General features: G+C 42.3%; 15 protein-coding genes and 1 riboswitch. Of the genes, 12 read left to right on the forward strand and 3 right to left on the reverse strand.

The genetic code is table 11. The annotated features are described in order from the left end of the window. The first annotated feature begins 36 nt into the window (after positions 1–36). Positions 37–501, forward strand: a complete 465-nt coding sequence (locus AC59JO_RS14975; RefSeq protein WP_497306215.1) for a hypothetical protein — start codon at positions 37–39, stop codon at positions 499–501. Between the two features lie 191 nt (positions 502–692). Here AC59JO_RS14975 and AC59JO_RS14980 read toward each other — a convergent pair whose 3' ends face one another. Continuing rightward, positions 693–1,115, reverse strand: a complete 423-nt coding sequence (locus AC59JO_RS14980; protein WP_497306217.1) for a VOC family protein — start codon at positions 1,113–1,115, stop codon at positions 693–695. A 176-nt stretch (positions 1,116–1,291) separates the two neighbouring features. Between AC59JO_RS14980 and bshA the strand changes: the two genes are divergently transcribed. The 3 genes from bshA (at position 1,292) to AC59JO_RS14995 (ending at position 4,547) form a co-directional block, all read left to right on the forward strand. Then, positions 1,292–2,434, forward strand: a complete 1,143-nt coding sequence (bshA, locus tag AC59JO_RS14985) for an N-acetyl-alpha-D-glucosaminyl L-malate synthase BshA (protein ID WP_091215239.1) — start codon at positions 1,292–1,294, stop codon at positions 2,432–2,434. Positions 2,435–2,541: 107 nt separating this feature from the next. Further along, the gene (locus AC59JO_RS14990) at positions 2,542–2,733 is read left to right on the forward strand and encodes a hypothetical protein (protein ID WP_091215242.1); all 192 of its coding nucleotides are present in this window, start codon (positions 2,542–2,544) and stop codon (positions 2,731–2,733) included. Between the two features lie 311 nt (positions 2,734–3,044). Further along, a riboswitch (Fluoride riboswitch) is annotated at positions 3,045–3,110 on the forward strand. Positions 3,111–3,167: 57 nt separating this feature from the next. Continuing rightward, positions 3,168–4,547, forward strand: coding sequence for a voltage-gated chloride channel family protein (locus AC59JO_RS14995; RefSeq protein ID WP_413669899.1), 1,380 nt, complete (start codon positions 3,168–3,170; stop codon positions 4,545–4,547). Between the two features lie 9 nt (positions 4,548–4,556). On the opposite strand, the gene AC59JO_RS15000 is transcribed toward AC59JO_RS14995, so the two are convergent. Continuing rightward, positions 4,557–5,303 carry a class I SAM-dependent methyltransferase gene (locus AC59JO_RS15000; protein WP_497306220.1) on the reverse strand — a complete coding sequence of 249 codons (747 nt, stop codon included), beginning with the start codon at positions 5,301–5,303 and terminating at the stop codon, positions 4,557–4,559. 195 nt (positions 5,304–5,498) lie between these two features. Here AC59JO_RS15000 and AC59JO_RS15005 point away from each other — a divergent pair, with 195 nt between their 5' ends. The 4 genes from AC59JO_RS15005 (at position 5,499) to AC59JO_RS15020 (ending at position 9,183) form a co-directional block, all read left to right on the forward strand. Next, a complete protein-coding gene (locus tag AC59JO_RS15005; protein WP_497306222.1) occupies positions 5,499–6,347 on the forward strand; it encodes a helix-turn-helix domain-containing protein in 849 nt (282 codons plus the stop codon). Between the two features lie 95 nt (positions 6,348–6,442). Beyond that, positions 6,443–7,138, forward strand: coding sequence for an alpha/beta hydrolase (locus AC59JO_RS15010; RefSeq protein ID WP_121233348.1), 696 nt, complete (start codon positions 6,443–6,445; stop codon positions 7,136–7,138). A gap of 104 nt (positions 7,139–7,242) precedes the next feature. Next, the gene (locus AC59JO_RS15015; protein WP_497306224.1) at positions 7,243–8,100 is read left to right on the forward strand and encodes a helix-turn-helix domain-containing protein; all 858 of its coding nucleotides are present in this window, start codon (positions 7,243–7,245) and stop codon (positions 8,098–8,100) included. Between the two features lie 288 nt (positions 8,101–8,388). Further along, positions 8,389–9,183, forward strand: a complete 795-nt coding sequence (locus AC59JO_RS15020) for an alpha/beta hydrolase (RefSeq protein WP_497306226.1) — start codon at positions 8,389–8,391, stop codon at positions 9,181–9,183. 79 nt (positions 9,184–9,262) lie between these two features. Here the strand turns inward: AC59JO_RS15020 and AC59JO_RS15025 are convergent, their stop codons facing one another. Then, the gene (locus AC59JO_RS15025) at positions 9,263–9,886 is read right to left on the reverse strand and encodes a polysaccharide deacetylase family protein (protein WP_413669894.1); all 624 of its coding nucleotides are present in this window, start codon (positions 9,884–9,886) and stop codon (positions 9,263–9,265) included. A 101-nt stretch (positions 9,887–9,987) separates the two neighbouring features. Here AC59JO_RS15025 and AC59JO_RS15030 point away from each other — a divergent pair, with 101 nt between their 5' ends. The 4 genes from AC59JO_RS15030 (at position 9,988) to AC59JO_RS15045 (ending at position 14,428) form a co-directional block, all read left to right on the forward strand. Further along, a complete protein-coding gene (locus AC59JO_RS15030; RefSeq protein WP_497306228.1) occupies positions 9,988–11,433 on the forward strand; it encodes a TolC family protein in 1,446 nt (481 codons plus the stop codon). A 36-nt stretch (positions 11,434–11,469) separates the two neighbouring features. Next, entirely contained in the window at positions 11,470–12,807 is a 1,338-nt protein-coding gene (locus tag AC59JO_RS15035) for an efflux RND transporter periplasmic adaptor subunit (RefSeq protein ID WP_413669892.1), read from the forward strand. Between the two features lie 269 nt (positions 12,808–13,076). Further along, positions 13,077–14,084 carry an NAD(P)H-dependent glycerol-3-phosphate dehydrogenase gene (locus AC59JO_RS15040; protein ID WP_497306230.1) on the forward strand — a complete coding sequence of 336 codons (1,008 nt, stop codon included), beginning with the start codon at positions 13,077–13,079 and terminating at the stop codon, positions 14,082–14,084. 32 nt (positions 14,085–14,116) lie between these two features. Then, positions 14,117–14,428 (forward strand): hypothetical protein, encoded by a 312-nt coding sequence (locus AC59JO_RS15045; protein ID WP_413669888.1) that lies wholly within the window; start codon positions 14,117–14,119, stop codon positions 14,426–14,428. Positions 14,429–14,453: the final 25 nt, after the last annotated feature.

Consider the following 14,453-nt stretch of genomic DNA (forward strand, 5'->3'; position numbering starts at 1 on the left):
AAATCTTTTCCTTTGCCGCTCGTCGTAATATAATATATGTACGCCTTTATTTTAGCACTACACTCCCTTATTCGCTGGTTTGTTTTGGCCAGTTTACTTTTTGCTCTTTATCGTGCCTATGCCGGGTGGCTCGGCAATAAAACTTTTTCAAAACTGGATGAACGGGTGCGCACTATTGCCGCTACCGTGTCACATATTCAATTAGTTGTTGGGCTTTGGTTGTACTTTATAAGTCCAATAGCAAATTACTTCATCAGCCATTTTAAAAAAGCAGTGCACGAACGGCAGATCCGGTTTTTTGGTATGGAGCACGTTACCATGATGCTCATCGGCATAACGCTGATCACCATAGCTTCGGCAAAAGCCAAACGGAAAACAACTGATCAGGAAAAGTTTAAAACTATGGCTATCTGGCTAACTATTGCACTGCTGGTTATATTAAGTTCTGTCCCATGGTCGTTTTCGCCGTTGATCAGCAGGCCGTTATTCAGGGCGTTTTAAACTTTTATCATGCTGTGCAGGTAAAATTCAGGGGCTATGAAGGAAAAAAATGACATTTGCCTCTTTGTCATGGGTAGGTACGAAGCAACTTCTTCGCCCGTTATATTGGCTATGCTTGTTGAAGAAGATCCTTCGCTATCGCTCAGGATGACAAAATCTTAAATCCGAAATCGAACATCCGAAATCCCAAATCACAGCACCTGGTTAAACTCCAGCCGCTCGCCATCCGGCCCGGTGATGTTAAAATATTTGCAGCCGTTTTTCCAGAATTGCAAAAACACCGGTTCGGGTTCAAGGATATTTAGGCCTGCTTCCTTAACAGTTTTAAAAGTAAGGTCGATATCATCTACATCAAAAGCCACGTGGTCAACATGGCCGTTTGAGCGGGCACGGATCTCAGCCAGTGAAGTCTCCGGCAGTTGATAAAGTTCCATGATCATGTTACCGCGCTGCATCATGATACAAGTGCCGGTGCCGTCATTATCGGTAAAGGGGGCTTGCATTACATTGCTAAAGCCTAACCTGCTGTAAAATTGTTGTGATGCTTCGATATTGGTTACCGGTATGCCGATATGTTGTATGCCGTTTATCGCTAAATTTATATTGCTGCTCATGTTGATAATCAGATGTTTGTTGTTAGTTTAATATATGTTTAAACGCTTAGCCTGAAGTATGGTTCACTATGGCCGTAAAATAAATATGCGGTAATTATCATCCATCCATCATTTTACACAAGCTTAACATTTTTGATGTAAATTGCTGTTAAACTTGCACCAATTAAAACATATTAATGAAGATCGGAATTGTTTGTTACCCAACCTTTGGCGGAAGCGGGGTTGTTGCCACTGAACTTGGTAAAGCCCTTGCAGACCGCGGTCACCAGGTACATTTTGTTACCTATAACCAGCCTGCCCGGTTGGACCTCTTTTCCGAAAACCTGTTTTACCACGAAGTTTCGGTTTCCAATTACCCGCTGTTTGATTTTCCGCCGTATGAGTTGGCGCTGGCAAGCAGGCTGGTTGACGTGGTGCGCCATGAGCAACTGGATGTACTGCACGTACATTATGCTATACCTCATGCTTCGGCTGCGTTTATGGCCAAGCAGATATTAATGACTTATGGCATATACATACCGGTAGTAACCACGCTGCACGGTACCGATATTACATTGGTTGGTAAAGACCGCACATTTAAACCTGTTGTTACTTTTTCAATCAACCAAAGTGATGGCGTAACTGCTGTATCGCAAAACCTTAAAGACGATACCTATAAGTTTTTTGATATTAAGAAGGAGATCCTGGTGATCCCTAACTTTATCGACCTGACCAGGTTCAGCCTTAAGCCAAAAGATCATTTTAAGAAAGCCATTGCCCCTTCGGGCGAAAAGATTTTGGTGCATACCTCCAACTTCCGTAAAGTAAAACGTACCGAAGATGTAGTGAAGATTTTTGCCAAAGTGATCAAAAAGATCCCGTCTAAATTGCTGATGGTGGGTGATGGGCCTGAGCGTTCCATGTGCGAGCAGCTTTGCCGTGATCTGGGTGTTACCGATAATGTGCGCTTTTTAGGTAAGCAGGATGCTGTTGAAGAGATCCTTTCGGTATCCGACTTGTTCCTGATGCCATCACAATCAGAAAGCTTTGGTTTGGCCGCGCTGGAAGCCATGGCTTGTAAAGTACCTGTTATCAGTAGTAATGCAGGTGGTTTACCCGAGTTAAATGTTGACGGATTAACCGGCTTTTTGAAAGAACCCGGCGATGTAGATGGTATGGCAGAAAAAGCAATATTTATTTTGGAAGATGAAGAACGTTTAGCTAAATTTAAAGAAAATGCACTGGCACGCGCCAAGGAGTTTGAATTGGCCAGCATTTTGCCTAAATACGAAAACTTTTACCTTGAGGTAATTGAGCAAAGCAAAGCTAAGGCTGTTTAACCAACAGTTGTAATAAACCTGATACAATTCAAGAAATATTCTTTAAAAGTTAAATTTTATCGATTTCGTTAATTAATTTAGTTTTTCACTCCTAAAAGTTAAAACTTATGGCAAAGCACACACTAAAAAGCGGACAACTCCTTAAGTACATCGGAAAGAAATGGAAAAACCTGCATATAGGTCATCCATTAAAATTTATGGGGTACGATGAGAATAGTTTCGCCGACATCTGGGTGGAATACCAGGGTAAATTAATGCTTCTGGCTCTGAAGGATGTGGAAACACTAAGCATTGCTTAAGTAGAATAACTTGAGCCGGTTGGTTCAACCCGACCTGGAAAAATAGCCTTACTCATGCATGCGTGCTAAGTAAGGCTATTTTGTTTGAGGAATTTTTAATTAGGAGGCACCTACGGAGCCAGATGTCTTCTCGCTTGCGTAAGCTATAAACATGGTACACCTACGGAGTTTTGTGAATATGCTGTTTCAAACTCCGTAGGTGTACCATGTTTATAGAAAATGAAGCACATGTATTGGCTCCGTAGGTGCCTCCTTATACTTAAAGCGATTTTTCCATATTTTATTTTTAACAAAAGAAAGCTATCTTAGCCTCATCAAAAGGAAATGGTGTCTTCCTACTTAACCGCCCTAAAAAAGCTGATGGCGCCTACAGATAATTAACTCACGGGGTTTTGCCCTGTGCTAATTTTTTGTGGGTAAATAATATCAGCAGCATGCAAAACCAACTTTTCTCTTCACAACATTTCGCAATCCTGAAGAACGCCCTTCGTTGGACGGTCATCGTCATTCCTATTGCCGCTGTTATCGGTAGTGCGGTGGCTTTATTTCTTTGGCTATTGAGTTGGGCTATTCATTTTCGGTTTACTCATAACTGGTTGTTGTATTTGCTACCGCTCGCAGGTATAGCCATATACTTCATCTATAAACTTTTTGGTGGTTCGGCAGAGAAGGGAAATAATTTAATTATCGATGAAATTCATAATCCCGGCGGCGGGGTTCCTAAACGCATGGCCCCGCTGGTACTCATTACTACCATCATTACGCACCTGTTTGGCGGTTCGGCCGGGCGAGAGGGTACGGCTGTGCAAATGGGGGGCAGCTTAGCCCAAATGATAGGCAAATGGCTTAAACTCAATGAAGCCGATACGCAAACATTACTTACCGCAGGTATAGCGGCAGGTTTTGGGGCGGTGTTCGGTACGCCATTAACAGGGGCTGTTTTTGCTATGGAAGTGCTAACTATTGGTCGGGTACAATATAATGCGCTGCTACCCTGCCTCATCGCCGGCATAGTTGGTGATGTTACGGTGTCGGCCTGGGGTGTTCATCATACGCCTTATCATATCGATATTATCCCTGTTATACCACACTGGTTTTCGGGTTATATCTCAACCGATCTGTTGCTGATCATGAAAACAATAGTAGCGTCAATAGCTTTCGGATTGGCCAGCTACCTGTTCGCAAAAATGGTGCACGGCATTAAAAGGTTTTTCACTAAATATGTTAAAACCCCCTGGCTTATTCCCTTTATTGGAGGGTTTATCATCATTGCGCTTACTTTTATTAATGGTAAACCCGATTATTTAAGTTTAGGGGTAGATGCCGAACACCTGGGTGCCGTTACCATTCCATCGGCCTTTCATGCCGGCGGTGCCGATACCTGGAGCTGGCTCTGGAAAACCATCTACACTACTATAACCTTAGGTACCGGTTTTAAAGGCGGCGAGGTAACGCCTCTGTTTTATATCGGCGCTACTTTGGGCAATACTTTGTCCGGCTTGCTCGATGCTCCTGTAAGCCTGTTTGCGGCTTTAGGCTTTATAGCCGTTTTTGCAGGCGCAACCAATACACCGCTGGCTTGCACATTTATGGGGATAGAGCTTTTTGGCGGCGAGCATGCCCTGTTATTTGCTGTAGCTTGTTTTACCGCTTACCTTTTCAGCGGGCATACAGGTATCTATGGTTCGCAAAGAATTGGTGTAACCAAACTCCGTGATGATTTTGCTGATGACAAAACGCTTTCGGAAGCGATGAAAAGACGCGGATATTTACACCATAAACTGGCAAAATATAGTTTCCGAAAAGGGAGTTGATAAAACCCCTTATTTAGTTGCTGTAACTACGATATAAGGCGATAACAGTTTTGATTCAAACGGGATAATTTTAGTGACAACCTTACCTGCCACCCAAACCAGTTTGGTGATGGCTTTAGCCAATGCCGGTTTATTGGCCTTATCTTCCAGCCAAACCGAAAATTTGCCGTAATAATATGCCTCAATATTTTTTAATCCAAGCTCTTTGCAGTAACCGGCCAGTAACGTTGGGTTCATGCTATTAATATTGTGCTTTTCATAGTTGTTAAGGTCGTAATTGCGTTGTACCCAGCCATTAACGCCGGTAAAGTTAGGCAAGGTAATGAACAGCGTACCGCCCGGTTTAAGGAAGGAGAGGTGTTTTTCAATAATGCCTTTGGTGTCGTTAAAATGCTCAATCAATCCGCACGAAAGTACCAGGTCGTATTCGGTTGCGGGTTGATATTTGAACAGATCACCTTCAATAACCGCGATATCCTGATCATTAAGCTGGTTGGCATCCAGTACTTCCTTTAAAACTTTAGGGTGTACGTAAAAATCAAACAGCGTAGTTTTTAATCCGAAATACTTTTTCAAAAAAATGGCAAAATACCCCGGAAAACCGCCCAATTCAATGGCTGAAGCCGGCTTGTTAGCTTCTGTAATGTTTTTCAGCAGTTTATGAAAAGTATAATTAGCCGGCACATTAAAGGCCAAATCTTTTTTTGATTCCCAGTAACCGGCCCAAAATGCCTTGTCGGTGAGTTCGTTGCTCATGGGTGCAAAGGAAAGATAATTCGGCAATAGTTCAAAACCCTGTTATTTTGTAAGGCAGGGATTTTGAACTGGTATCGTCCAACAGGAAATAATTACAATCATCCGGGAATTATACATAGATATACTGCGCTGATGAATAAGCAACTTTGTGTAATTAATTAAACAACAGTGCATAACTGTATTAAATTTAACAAAATGAGCAATGAACTTATTCCTACAATCAAACTTGACGAAGTAACTGAGCTTGGTTTGCAAGTGGTTGATTACAGAAAAGCGGGTGACCTCCATTTTCTTAAAAGCCCGCACCGCAATGAGCATTATCTTTTTGTATTGGTAAATGAAGGTAACCTGAAACTCATTGTTGATTCGCGCGGGGTGGTGATACCCGCCCAGTCTGTTTATTACATTTTGCCGGGACAAGTAATGCAGCATTTTGACACCGATGCCGATGCCTATGTTATTGCAGTGGATGCCTTTTTGCTTAATCAAACTTATAAGTATATCCTTGATGAGGGTTGTTTTGCACAAATACCGGTTTCAATAGATCCGGAAAAGGCTAAAAGATTACAGGCTGCTATTTTGTTGCTGGCTGCAGAGATAAAAGATAAAAGCATCAATAGCTGTAAAGAGCATATTAAACGCGGGTTGATAGATGCGGTAGCTGGTATGTTTGCCGGAGAATATACCGATAGCACAGTAGCACATGGAAGAAAAGATTCCAGCGCGGTCAGGATCACTACAGCTTTTAAAAGGCTGATTTTTGCAGAATATAAAACATTGAAAAAGCCGTCATCATACGCCGCGGCATTGCATATATCTACGCCTTATCTTAACGAGGCGGTTAAAGAAATTTCGGGTAACACGGTTAGTTATTGGATCCAGTATATGATTATGGTTGAGGCTAAACGCCTGCTGATCTATACCGATAAAACTATTAAAGCTATCGCCTTTGAACTGGGCTATGCCGATTATACCTATTTTTCAAAGATGTTTATCGGTATTGTAAAAATGTCGCCGGTGGCTTTCCGGAAAAAATACCGCTAATTGTACATATGTTTCCGCTATTCATACATTGTTTTAAGCTGAAACAGTTTGTTGCTTTGTGGTAAGTCAAATCGTTATAAAACAACAGATTAACTATGGGAAACTTAAAAAATGTCGTGCTCGTGCATGGTGCATTCGCAGACGGCTCAGGCTTTAAAGCCCTCTATCAAATCCTTACTCAAAAAGGGTATAATGTATTGGTTGTACAAAACCCGCTAAGTTCACTGGAAGATGATGTAAAAGCAACACACGTTGTGCTGGACAAGATCGGCGGGCCAGCTATTCTTGCCGGGCATTCATGGGGTGGCGCTGTTATTACCGAGGCGGGGAACCATCCAAATGTAGCTGCTTTGGTTTACATCGCGGCATTTCAGCCGGATAACGGTGAGTCGGCATTACAGTGGCTGCAAACTGCCCCACCTGCACCCGAAAACGGTGTGCTGCCTCCTGATGAAAAAGGTATAGTATACTATGATAAAGATAAATTTCATGCAGGGTTTTGCGCTGATATCGACGCTGATGAAGCCGCTTTTATGTATGCCTCACAGGGCGCGTTTTATGCCCAGGGCTTTGTTGCACCAATAACTGATGCGGCCTGGCGTCACAAGCCTGCTTATGGTTTAATAGCTACGGAAGATAAAAGTATCAACCCGGATATTCAGCATGCTATGTATAAACGGTCAAACACTATCGTTACAGAGGTAAAAGGCAGTCACGTAATCTTTATGTCGCACCCGGAAACTGTTGCCGAAGTGATCATTGAAGCCGCCCAAAAAGCTTCTGAAGTGTAAAAATAAACTATCTACCCTTTAAGCATCCGCATGCCTTAAACCGTATGCGGATGTTTTGTTTAAAACCTCATCAATCTGCCTTATCTTTAACACCAAAAAAATTAATGAAGTTAATTGTTTCCGATCATAAAACCGGCGGCGATCTGTTACTGATCAGCGGAGAGGAAAATTTTGACCGCTTTTTTTATACCCGTGATAAAGCAAAGAAGTACTTTACTATTGCCTGGAATACCGGCGCAAGCCAGATTATCAATATAGATGGCGTGGATCATGCATTTAATTCCAACACGCTGCTGCCGCTCATGTTCGATCAGACATTTACCTTCGAAAGATCTGCGGACATCATCGCCTGGCAGTTTAACAGGGAGTTTTACTGCCTGATTGATCATGATACTGAAGTAAGCTGCGTAGGCTTTCTTTTTGGCATGGGCGATTTGCTGTTCATTCCTCTGGATGATCCCAACCAATCAAAGCTTAAAGTATTACTTGATATTTTTACCCAGGAACTGCATATTAAAGATAATATTCAGAATGATATGCTGATCATGCTGTTAAAGCGGCTGATCATCATGGTGACACAGATGGCCCGTACTGAATATATCCCCGCAGAAAACAACCAGGATCAAAAGCTGGACATCTTCCGGAAATTTAACCTGCTGGTTGAAATGAATTTCAAAAGCGAACATTCAGTCAACTTTTATGCGGGCCTGATGAATAAATCGCCTAAAACATTGTCAAATATTTTCTCCCTTTATAACGACAAAACACCACAGCAGGTAATCCAGGCGCGTATTATTGTTGAAGCCAGGCGGCTGCTTAGCTACACTACCAAGTCGGTTAAGCAGATTACTTATGAACTGGGTTTTGAAGATCCTGCCTATTTCTGCAATTTTTTCAAACGGCATACCAAGCAATCGCCCGCTGATTTCAGGAGTGGAAAGGCTCAGCCGGTGGCAGCGTGAAAGGAAACAAAGGTATTATGTTAAAAGCAGGATTATGTGTGATTCTTGGGAGGGTGTAGGGAGGGGGTTCATCGCCCGGCATATTAGCATGGCGTACAAACCCCTCCCTGCCACCGCGCAAACCAGCCGCACCCCTCCCAAGGGAGGGAATTGAAGGACTTTCCCAACTCCTTTAAACCATCCGGGAAGAAATTACAATCTTTCGGGAACTGGCGACATTTCCAGCCTGCCGCATTTGGGGCACTTTTGTATTGTTAAATCAAACACAACATTTAAAAACAAAACAATATGAAAACTCCAACATTAAAAAACAGCATTAAAGCAGGCATAATCAGTTTAGCGTTAATCTTCGCCGCAATTTTAGGCTTTACTTTTTCAGCACAGGCCCAGGCCGTTAAAAATGTAGTATTGGTTCACGGCGCATTTGCCGATGGCTCTGGCTACAAAGCTTTATATACCGAACTTACCAAAAAAGGATACAACGTTACTGTGGTGCAAAATCCATTATCTTCATTGGAAGACGATGTTAAAGCTGTAACAGTTGCACTTGACAAACAAGACGGACCAGCTATATTGGTAGGCCATTCATGGGGTGGTACAGTAATCACCGAAGCAGGTAACAATCCGAAGGTAGCGGCCCTTGTTTATATCGCAGCACTGCAGCCGGATAAAGGTGAAACATCTGTTCAGTGGTTACAAACTGCTCCTCCTGCTCCCGAAAACGGTGTTTTAGCACCAGATGATAAAGGCATTGTTTATTATGACAAAGCTAAATTCCATGCCGGCTTTTGTGCCGATATCAGCAAAGAAGAAGCTGATTTCATGTATGCTTCACAAGGCGCCTTTTACGCAAAGGGATTTGGTACGCCAATCACTAACGCCGCCTGGAAAACTAAACCTGCTTACGGTATAGTTGCTACTGAAGATAAAAGTATCAACCCCGATATTGAGCGTGCTATGTACAAACGTTCAAATACAACAATAACCGAAATAAAAGGAAGCCATGTTGTTTTCATATCGCAACCTAAAGCTGTTGCCGCTGTAATTATCAAAGCAGCAGAAAATGCTTCTGTGAAAAAATAAGCTGAGAAAAACGCCCCGCATCAAAAAGCCGTGTGCCTGCAGCATACGGCTTTTTTGATTTTAGCACTTGATCCCCCCTTCAGGGGGCCAGGGGGGTAAAACTAAACCCCTCCTTACTCCAAAACTCCAATACCCTTGGCAGTACATATTCCAATCGCTTAAAAGCCTTGATGCTGTCATGAAATACCACCATCGATCCTGCTTCGGTATATTTAAGCACTCCTTTTAAGCAATCTTCGGGTTGAAGCGCCATGTCAAAATCACCGCTGAGCACATCCCACATAAAAATATTAAGATCGGGCTTTGCTGTTTTCAGCGCGCGGATCTGGGCCCTTTTGATCCTGCCATAAGGAGGGCGAAACAAGCGTGTATCCAGCAATTTATCAGCCTTTAAAAAATTATCAAGGTAGGTTTGCGTGTCGGTTTTCCAGCCTTTAAGATGGTTGAAAGTATGATTGCCAATTGCATGGCCTTCGGCTTTTACCTGTTCAAAAATATCAGGGTGTTTGCGTACATTGTCGCCAATACAAAAAAAGGTGGCTTTGGCATTGTATTGTTTTAAAATATTTAATACAGCCGGTGTAACAATTGGTATAGGGCCGTCGTCAAAAGTGAGATAAATGCAACGGTCAGTTGATTTTATCTCCCAGGTAAGTTGGGGATAAAGCTTTTTTAGCAGCCAGGGAGTTTTAACCAGGTACATACAGATGAGGTAGTTTGTGTTTTATCCCTATTAACAACATTTAACAAAAATAAACACTGCAATGTAATGAACAGTTGCTTACCATTGTATAGAAAAACCTTATGAAACTAAAATTATTACTATCAGTTAAAGCAACGCTCATTTGCACAATTATATTTTCGGTATGCGGCTTTAATGCCGGTGCGCAGGAAGTAATAGGCTTGCAAAAAGCGGTAGATCTTGCCCTCGAACGCAACCTTACCATTAAACAAGCCGAGTTTACGGCCGCTGTCACAAATGAAGATCTTAAACAGTCGAAATATAATCAACTACCCAACTTGGCGGTAAGTCCACAGGGCTCATTTAATTTTGGCCGTAATATCGACCCTTCAACCAACCAGTTCAGTAATCAGCGCATCTTGGCGGTTAACGGTAACTTTACCTCGCAGGTTACTTTATTTCAGGGTGGGCAGTTGCGTAACACAGTAATTCAGAACAAGATCCTGCTTGATGCCGACAAAACCAATGTAGCCAAAGTAAAAAACGACCTGATATTGAATGTGGTTACAACTTACCTGCTGGTGCTAACCAACCAGGATCTGGTAACAGCCGCTCAGCAACAAATTGATGTATCTAAAATAGCTTTAGACCGCGCACAGAAAAATTTTGACGTAGGTAACCAAACCCTTGCCGATCTGTCGCAGGCCAAAGCACAGCTGTCAACCAACGACCTGAACTATACCAATGCCGAAAATCAATTGGAGCAATCCTTATTGACCTTAAAGCAATATATGGAGATGGACCCCGGCACCGATATTAAAGTTGAAAGGCCGGATATCAGTAAGTTAAACAATGTAAAAACCGTGTATGATGCACAGGAAGTTGTGAAAACGGCCCTTGCAGTAAATCCTGATGTGTTGCTGGCTGAACAGCGCCAAAAAGCTGCCGCGCAGGGTGTTAAAATAGCAAGGGGTAATTATTATCCATCTGTAGTATTGTTTGGTGCGGCCGGCTCATACTTTTCTGATGCCAAGAACACGCCTTTTGGTGTTACGCCAACGGGTAAATTTGATACAGTTGGTTTTGTGCAAAATTCGCAGCAGGCTGTTGTAGTGCCTAATTATAAAGTAGGCTATAAAAGCAATCCATTCTTCAGGCAACTGAGTGATAACTTTAACCAATCGGTAGGGGTAAGCTTGCAGATCCCTATTTTTAACAGGTTCTTGTCGCGCACTGCCGTACGGAAAGCCAAACTGCAAAATCAAAATGCCGAAGTAACGGCACAACTGGCTCGTAATAATCTGAGCAAGATCATTTATCAGGCCGTATGGGATTTGCAGGCGGCAGATAAGCGTTATGCATCTGCAACGCAAACCTATAACGCCAATAAAGATGCGTTTAATATTATACAGCAACGTTATACCGTAGGTTTAGTTAACTCGCTTGATTATAATACCTCATTAACTAACCTCAACAAATCGCAGTTCGATATGATTGAGGCGCAATACCAGGTGATTTTCAGAAGCAAAGTCATTGACTATTATTTAGGCAACCCTATAACACTTTAATAAAATCTTAACCGTAAAATATCCAAATTCACCGTCATGGGAAAAACTACTAAATATATTCTGATAGGTCTTGGCGTACTGATTGTCCTGCTGATCATTGCTAAGGCGGCGGGCTTAATAGGTAAGCCTGCGCTAACCCAGGTAGCTACCGAAAAGGCCGAAACACGTGAAATAAATGAAACAGTATCGGCCAGTGGAAAAATCAAACCGCATGTTGAGGTTAAGATAAGCCCCGAAGTATCGGGCGAGGTGGTTGAGCTGCCCATTAAAGAGGGGGATGTGGTTAAAAAAGGCCAGCTATTATGTAAAATCAGACCAGACATTTTAAAGTCAGGTTATGACCGTGCTATCGCATCATACAATACCCAGAAAGCCAGTGTAGGTAATTCAAGCCAAATGCTTAAACAAGCCGAAGCTACTTATGCTAATCAGGCTGGTATTTACAAACGCAGTAAAGAGCTTTTTGATAAAAAGGTATTAACTATTTCGGAATTTGAAAATGCTAAAGCTGCATATGAAGGCGCTAAAGCTTCTCTTGAGGCAGCCAAACAGAATGTTGTAGGTTCACAATACGGCTTAGCCCAGTCTCAGGCATCTGTTAAGGAAGCTCAGGATAACCTGGCAAAAACTACCATTTACTCGCCGGTTGATGGTGTTGTTTCAAAACTATCTGTCGAAAAAGGCGAGCGTGTTTTGGGTACCCAGCAGTTTGCCGGTACCGAGATCATGACCATATCTGATTTGAGTAAAATGGATGTTAATGTTGATGTGAACGAGAATGATATCAACCGTATTTCTCTTGGTGATTCATCAAAAATTGAAGTAGATGCATTTTTAGGCAAGAAATTTACCGGTGTGGTAACTGAAATAGGCAGCTCGGCAAACGTAGTAGGTACCTCTGCTGATCAGGTAACTAACTTCACTGTAAAGGTGAGGATCAATGCTGAATCATACGCCGCCCTGTTAAAGAAAACAGCCGATAACCCGTCTCCTTTCCGCCCGGGATTAACCGCTACTGTTGATATCAGCACCAATTCTGCCAAAGCGTTGTCGGTACCGATCCAGTCGGTAACCACCCGCGAAGAGAAGAAAGAAAATAATGGTCCGCCGAAAGCTGATGATGATAAGAGTAAGCCACAGATCAGCCCGGTAGCTAAAGAATATGTATTTGTACTTAATGCGGGCAAACTGAAACAAGTGCAGGTAACTACGGGTATTCAAAATGATAGTTATATCCAGATCCTATCCGGTCTTAAAGGAGGTGAGGAAGTAGTATCAGCCCCTTATTCGGCTATCTCAAAAACACTTAGCGATGGGCAAGCTGTTGAGAAAGTAGATAAATCGAAATTATTTAATGCTGATAACACTAAGTAATTGATTTTTGATGCGCAGATTTCAAATGTGCAGATGAGGAATTAAATTTTGTAGCGCCCTGCGAAAGCCGGGCGTTTTTGTTATATTACAGAAATGTCATTGCGAGCGTAGCGTGGCAATCGCATGCTATACAGGGCGACCGTGCTTCCGTGCGATTGCTTCGTGCCTCGCAATGACATGAAGGAGTTTGCTATTCGCCATTCTGCATAATATTTCATTAATTTGCTTAGCCGATTAAAACCTGGCAGCGATATTTCTATTATTTATTGATGGATAAAAAATTAAACAAGATCACAGTTGTTGGCGGAGGGAGCTGGGCTACGGCCAATATCAAAATGCTTATTGACAATACTACCCCAAAAGAGATTTTTTGGTGGATGCGTAACGCCGAGGCTGTGGAACATTTGCAAAAATTTGCGCACAATCCGTACTATTTGAGTTCGGTTGAGATCAAACTTCCCGAACAAAATATTTCTACAGATCTGAAACCACTTATCGCAGTTGCCGATATTGTATTGCTTAATGTACCTGCGGCATTTTTAAAACAAGCATTAAAAGATATAACGGCTGCCGACCTGAAAGGAAAGAAAATAGTATCGGCCATAAAAGGGATAGTACCCGACGAAAACCTGATAATTGCCGAGTTTCTTCATCAAAAATACGATATATCGTTTGATGATTTTATGGTGATCAGCGGTCCGTGCCATGCCGAGGAAGTAGCGCTTGAAAAACTGTCATACCTCACTATCGCCTCCGGCGATACCGAACTGGCGGCACAGTTTGCAGGCATGATTAATACCAGGTATATCAAAACCAATATTTCTGACGATATCTACGGTACGGAATACGGCGCTGTATTAAAAAACGTGTATGCCATTGCCAGTGGTATTTGCCATGGTGTAGGCTATGGTGATAACTTCCAGGCAGTGCTGATATCAAATGCTATACGCGAACTGGAGCGTTTTGTGGCTGCTGTACACCCTATTGACAGGGATATTAAAGAGTCGGCCTACCTGGGTGATCTGTTGGTTACCGCTTATTCGCAGTTTAGCCGTAACCGTACTTTTGGTAATATGATAGGCAAGGGATATACCGTAACATCGGCACAACTGGAGATGAACATGGTTGCCGAAGGATATTATGCAGTAAATTGCCTACATGAAGTTAATAAGCAATATGGTGTAAGTATCCCCATTTGCGAAGCCGTTTATGCTATTTTATATCAAAAACGCTCACCTGTGATAGAAATGAGAAATTTGGCCGAGAAATTGAGTTAATTTTAGGAAACGAAACTTAATTATTGTCACTCATGAAAAATCTGTTTAAAATAGCTTTGTTTGCGGCCGGCACCTTTATGGTTACTCCCGGTTTTGCCCAAACACATAAAGATTCGACCCTTGGTGGTAAGATCAGTAAAGCCACAAAAAAGATAGGTCATAAAACATCCGAAATTGCAGCCAAAGGCGCAGCTACAGTTGCTGATAAGAAATATGCCGGCAAAGCTGGCCCTAATGGTGAAACTATCTATATCGATAAATATTCGCATTATTTTTATGTAAATAAAAAAGGGCACCGTGTTTACCTGAAAAAATCCGAGCTGATAGATAAACCAGCTCAATAGCAAATTCAACAAAGGCGTAAGCCAT

Source organism: Mucilaginibacter sp. A5337 (genome assembly GCF_059690695.1).

What these genes read in the sequence shown, in the direction of transcription:
- AC59JO_RS15040 (WP_497306230.1), top strand. Translation starts at nt 13,077, where the DNA reads ATGGATAAAAAATTAAACAAGATCACAGTTGTTGGCGGAGGGAGCTGG.
- AC59JO_RS15010 (WP_121233348.1), top strand. Translation starts at nt 6,443, where the DNA reads ATGGGAAACTTAAAAAATGTCGTGCTCGTGCATGGTGCATTCGCAGAC.
- bshA (WP_091215239.1), top strand. Translation starts at nt 1,292, where the DNA reads ATGAAGATCGGAATTGTTTGTTACCCAACCTTTGGCGGAAGCGGGGTT.
- AC59JO_RS15045 (WP_413669888.1), top strand. Translation starts at nt 14,117, where the DNA reads ATGAAAAATCTGTTTAAAATAGCTTTGTTTGCGGCCGGCACCTTTATG.
- AC59JO_RS15025 (WP_413669894.1), bottom strand. Translation starts at nt 9,886, where the DNA reads ATGTACCTGGTTAAAACTCCCTGGCTGCTAAAAAAGCTTTATCCCCAA.
- AC59JO_RS14995 (WP_413669899.1), top strand. Translation starts at nt 3,168, where the DNA reads ATGCAAAACCAACTTTTCTCTTCACAACATTTCGCAATCCTGAAGAAC.
- AC59JO_RS15015 (WP_497306224.1), top strand. Translation starts at nt 7,243, where the DNA reads ATGAAGTTAATTGTTTCCGATCATAAAACCGGCGGCGATCTGTTACTG.
- AC59JO_RS14980 (WP_497306217.1), bottom strand. Translation starts at nt 1,115, where the DNA reads ATGAGCAGCAATATAAATTTAGCGATAAACGGCATACAACATATCGGC.
- AC59JO_RS15005 (WP_497306222.1), top strand. Translation starts at nt 5,499, where the DNA reads ATGAGCAATGAACTTATTCCTACAATCAAACTTGACGAAGTAACTGAG.
- AC59JO_RS15000 (WP_497306220.1), bottom strand. Translation starts at nt 5,303, where the DNA reads ATGAGCAACGAACTCACCGACAAGGCATTTTGGGCCGGTTACTGGGAA.
- AC59JO_RS14990 (WP_091215242.1), top strand. Translation starts at nt 2,542, where the DNA reads ATGGCAAAGCACACACTAAAAAGCGGACAACTCCTTAAGTACATCGGA.
- AC59JO_RS15035 (WP_413669892.1), top strand. Translation starts at nt 11,470, where the DNA reads ATGGGAAAAACTACTAAATATATTCTGATAGGTCTTGGCGTACTGATT.
- AC59JO_RS14975 (WP_497306215.1), top strand. Translation starts at nt 37, where the DNA reads ATGTACGCCTTTATTTTAGCACTACACTCCCTTATTCGCTGGTTTGTT.
- AC59JO_RS15020 (WP_497306226.1), top strand. Translation starts at nt 8,389, where the DNA reads ATGAAAACTCCAACATTAAAAAACAGCATTAAAGCAGGCATAATCAGT.
- AC59JO_RS15030 (WP_497306228.1), top strand. Translation starts at nt 9,988, where the DNA reads ATGAAACTAAAATTATTACTATCAGTTAAAGCAACGCTCATTTGCACA.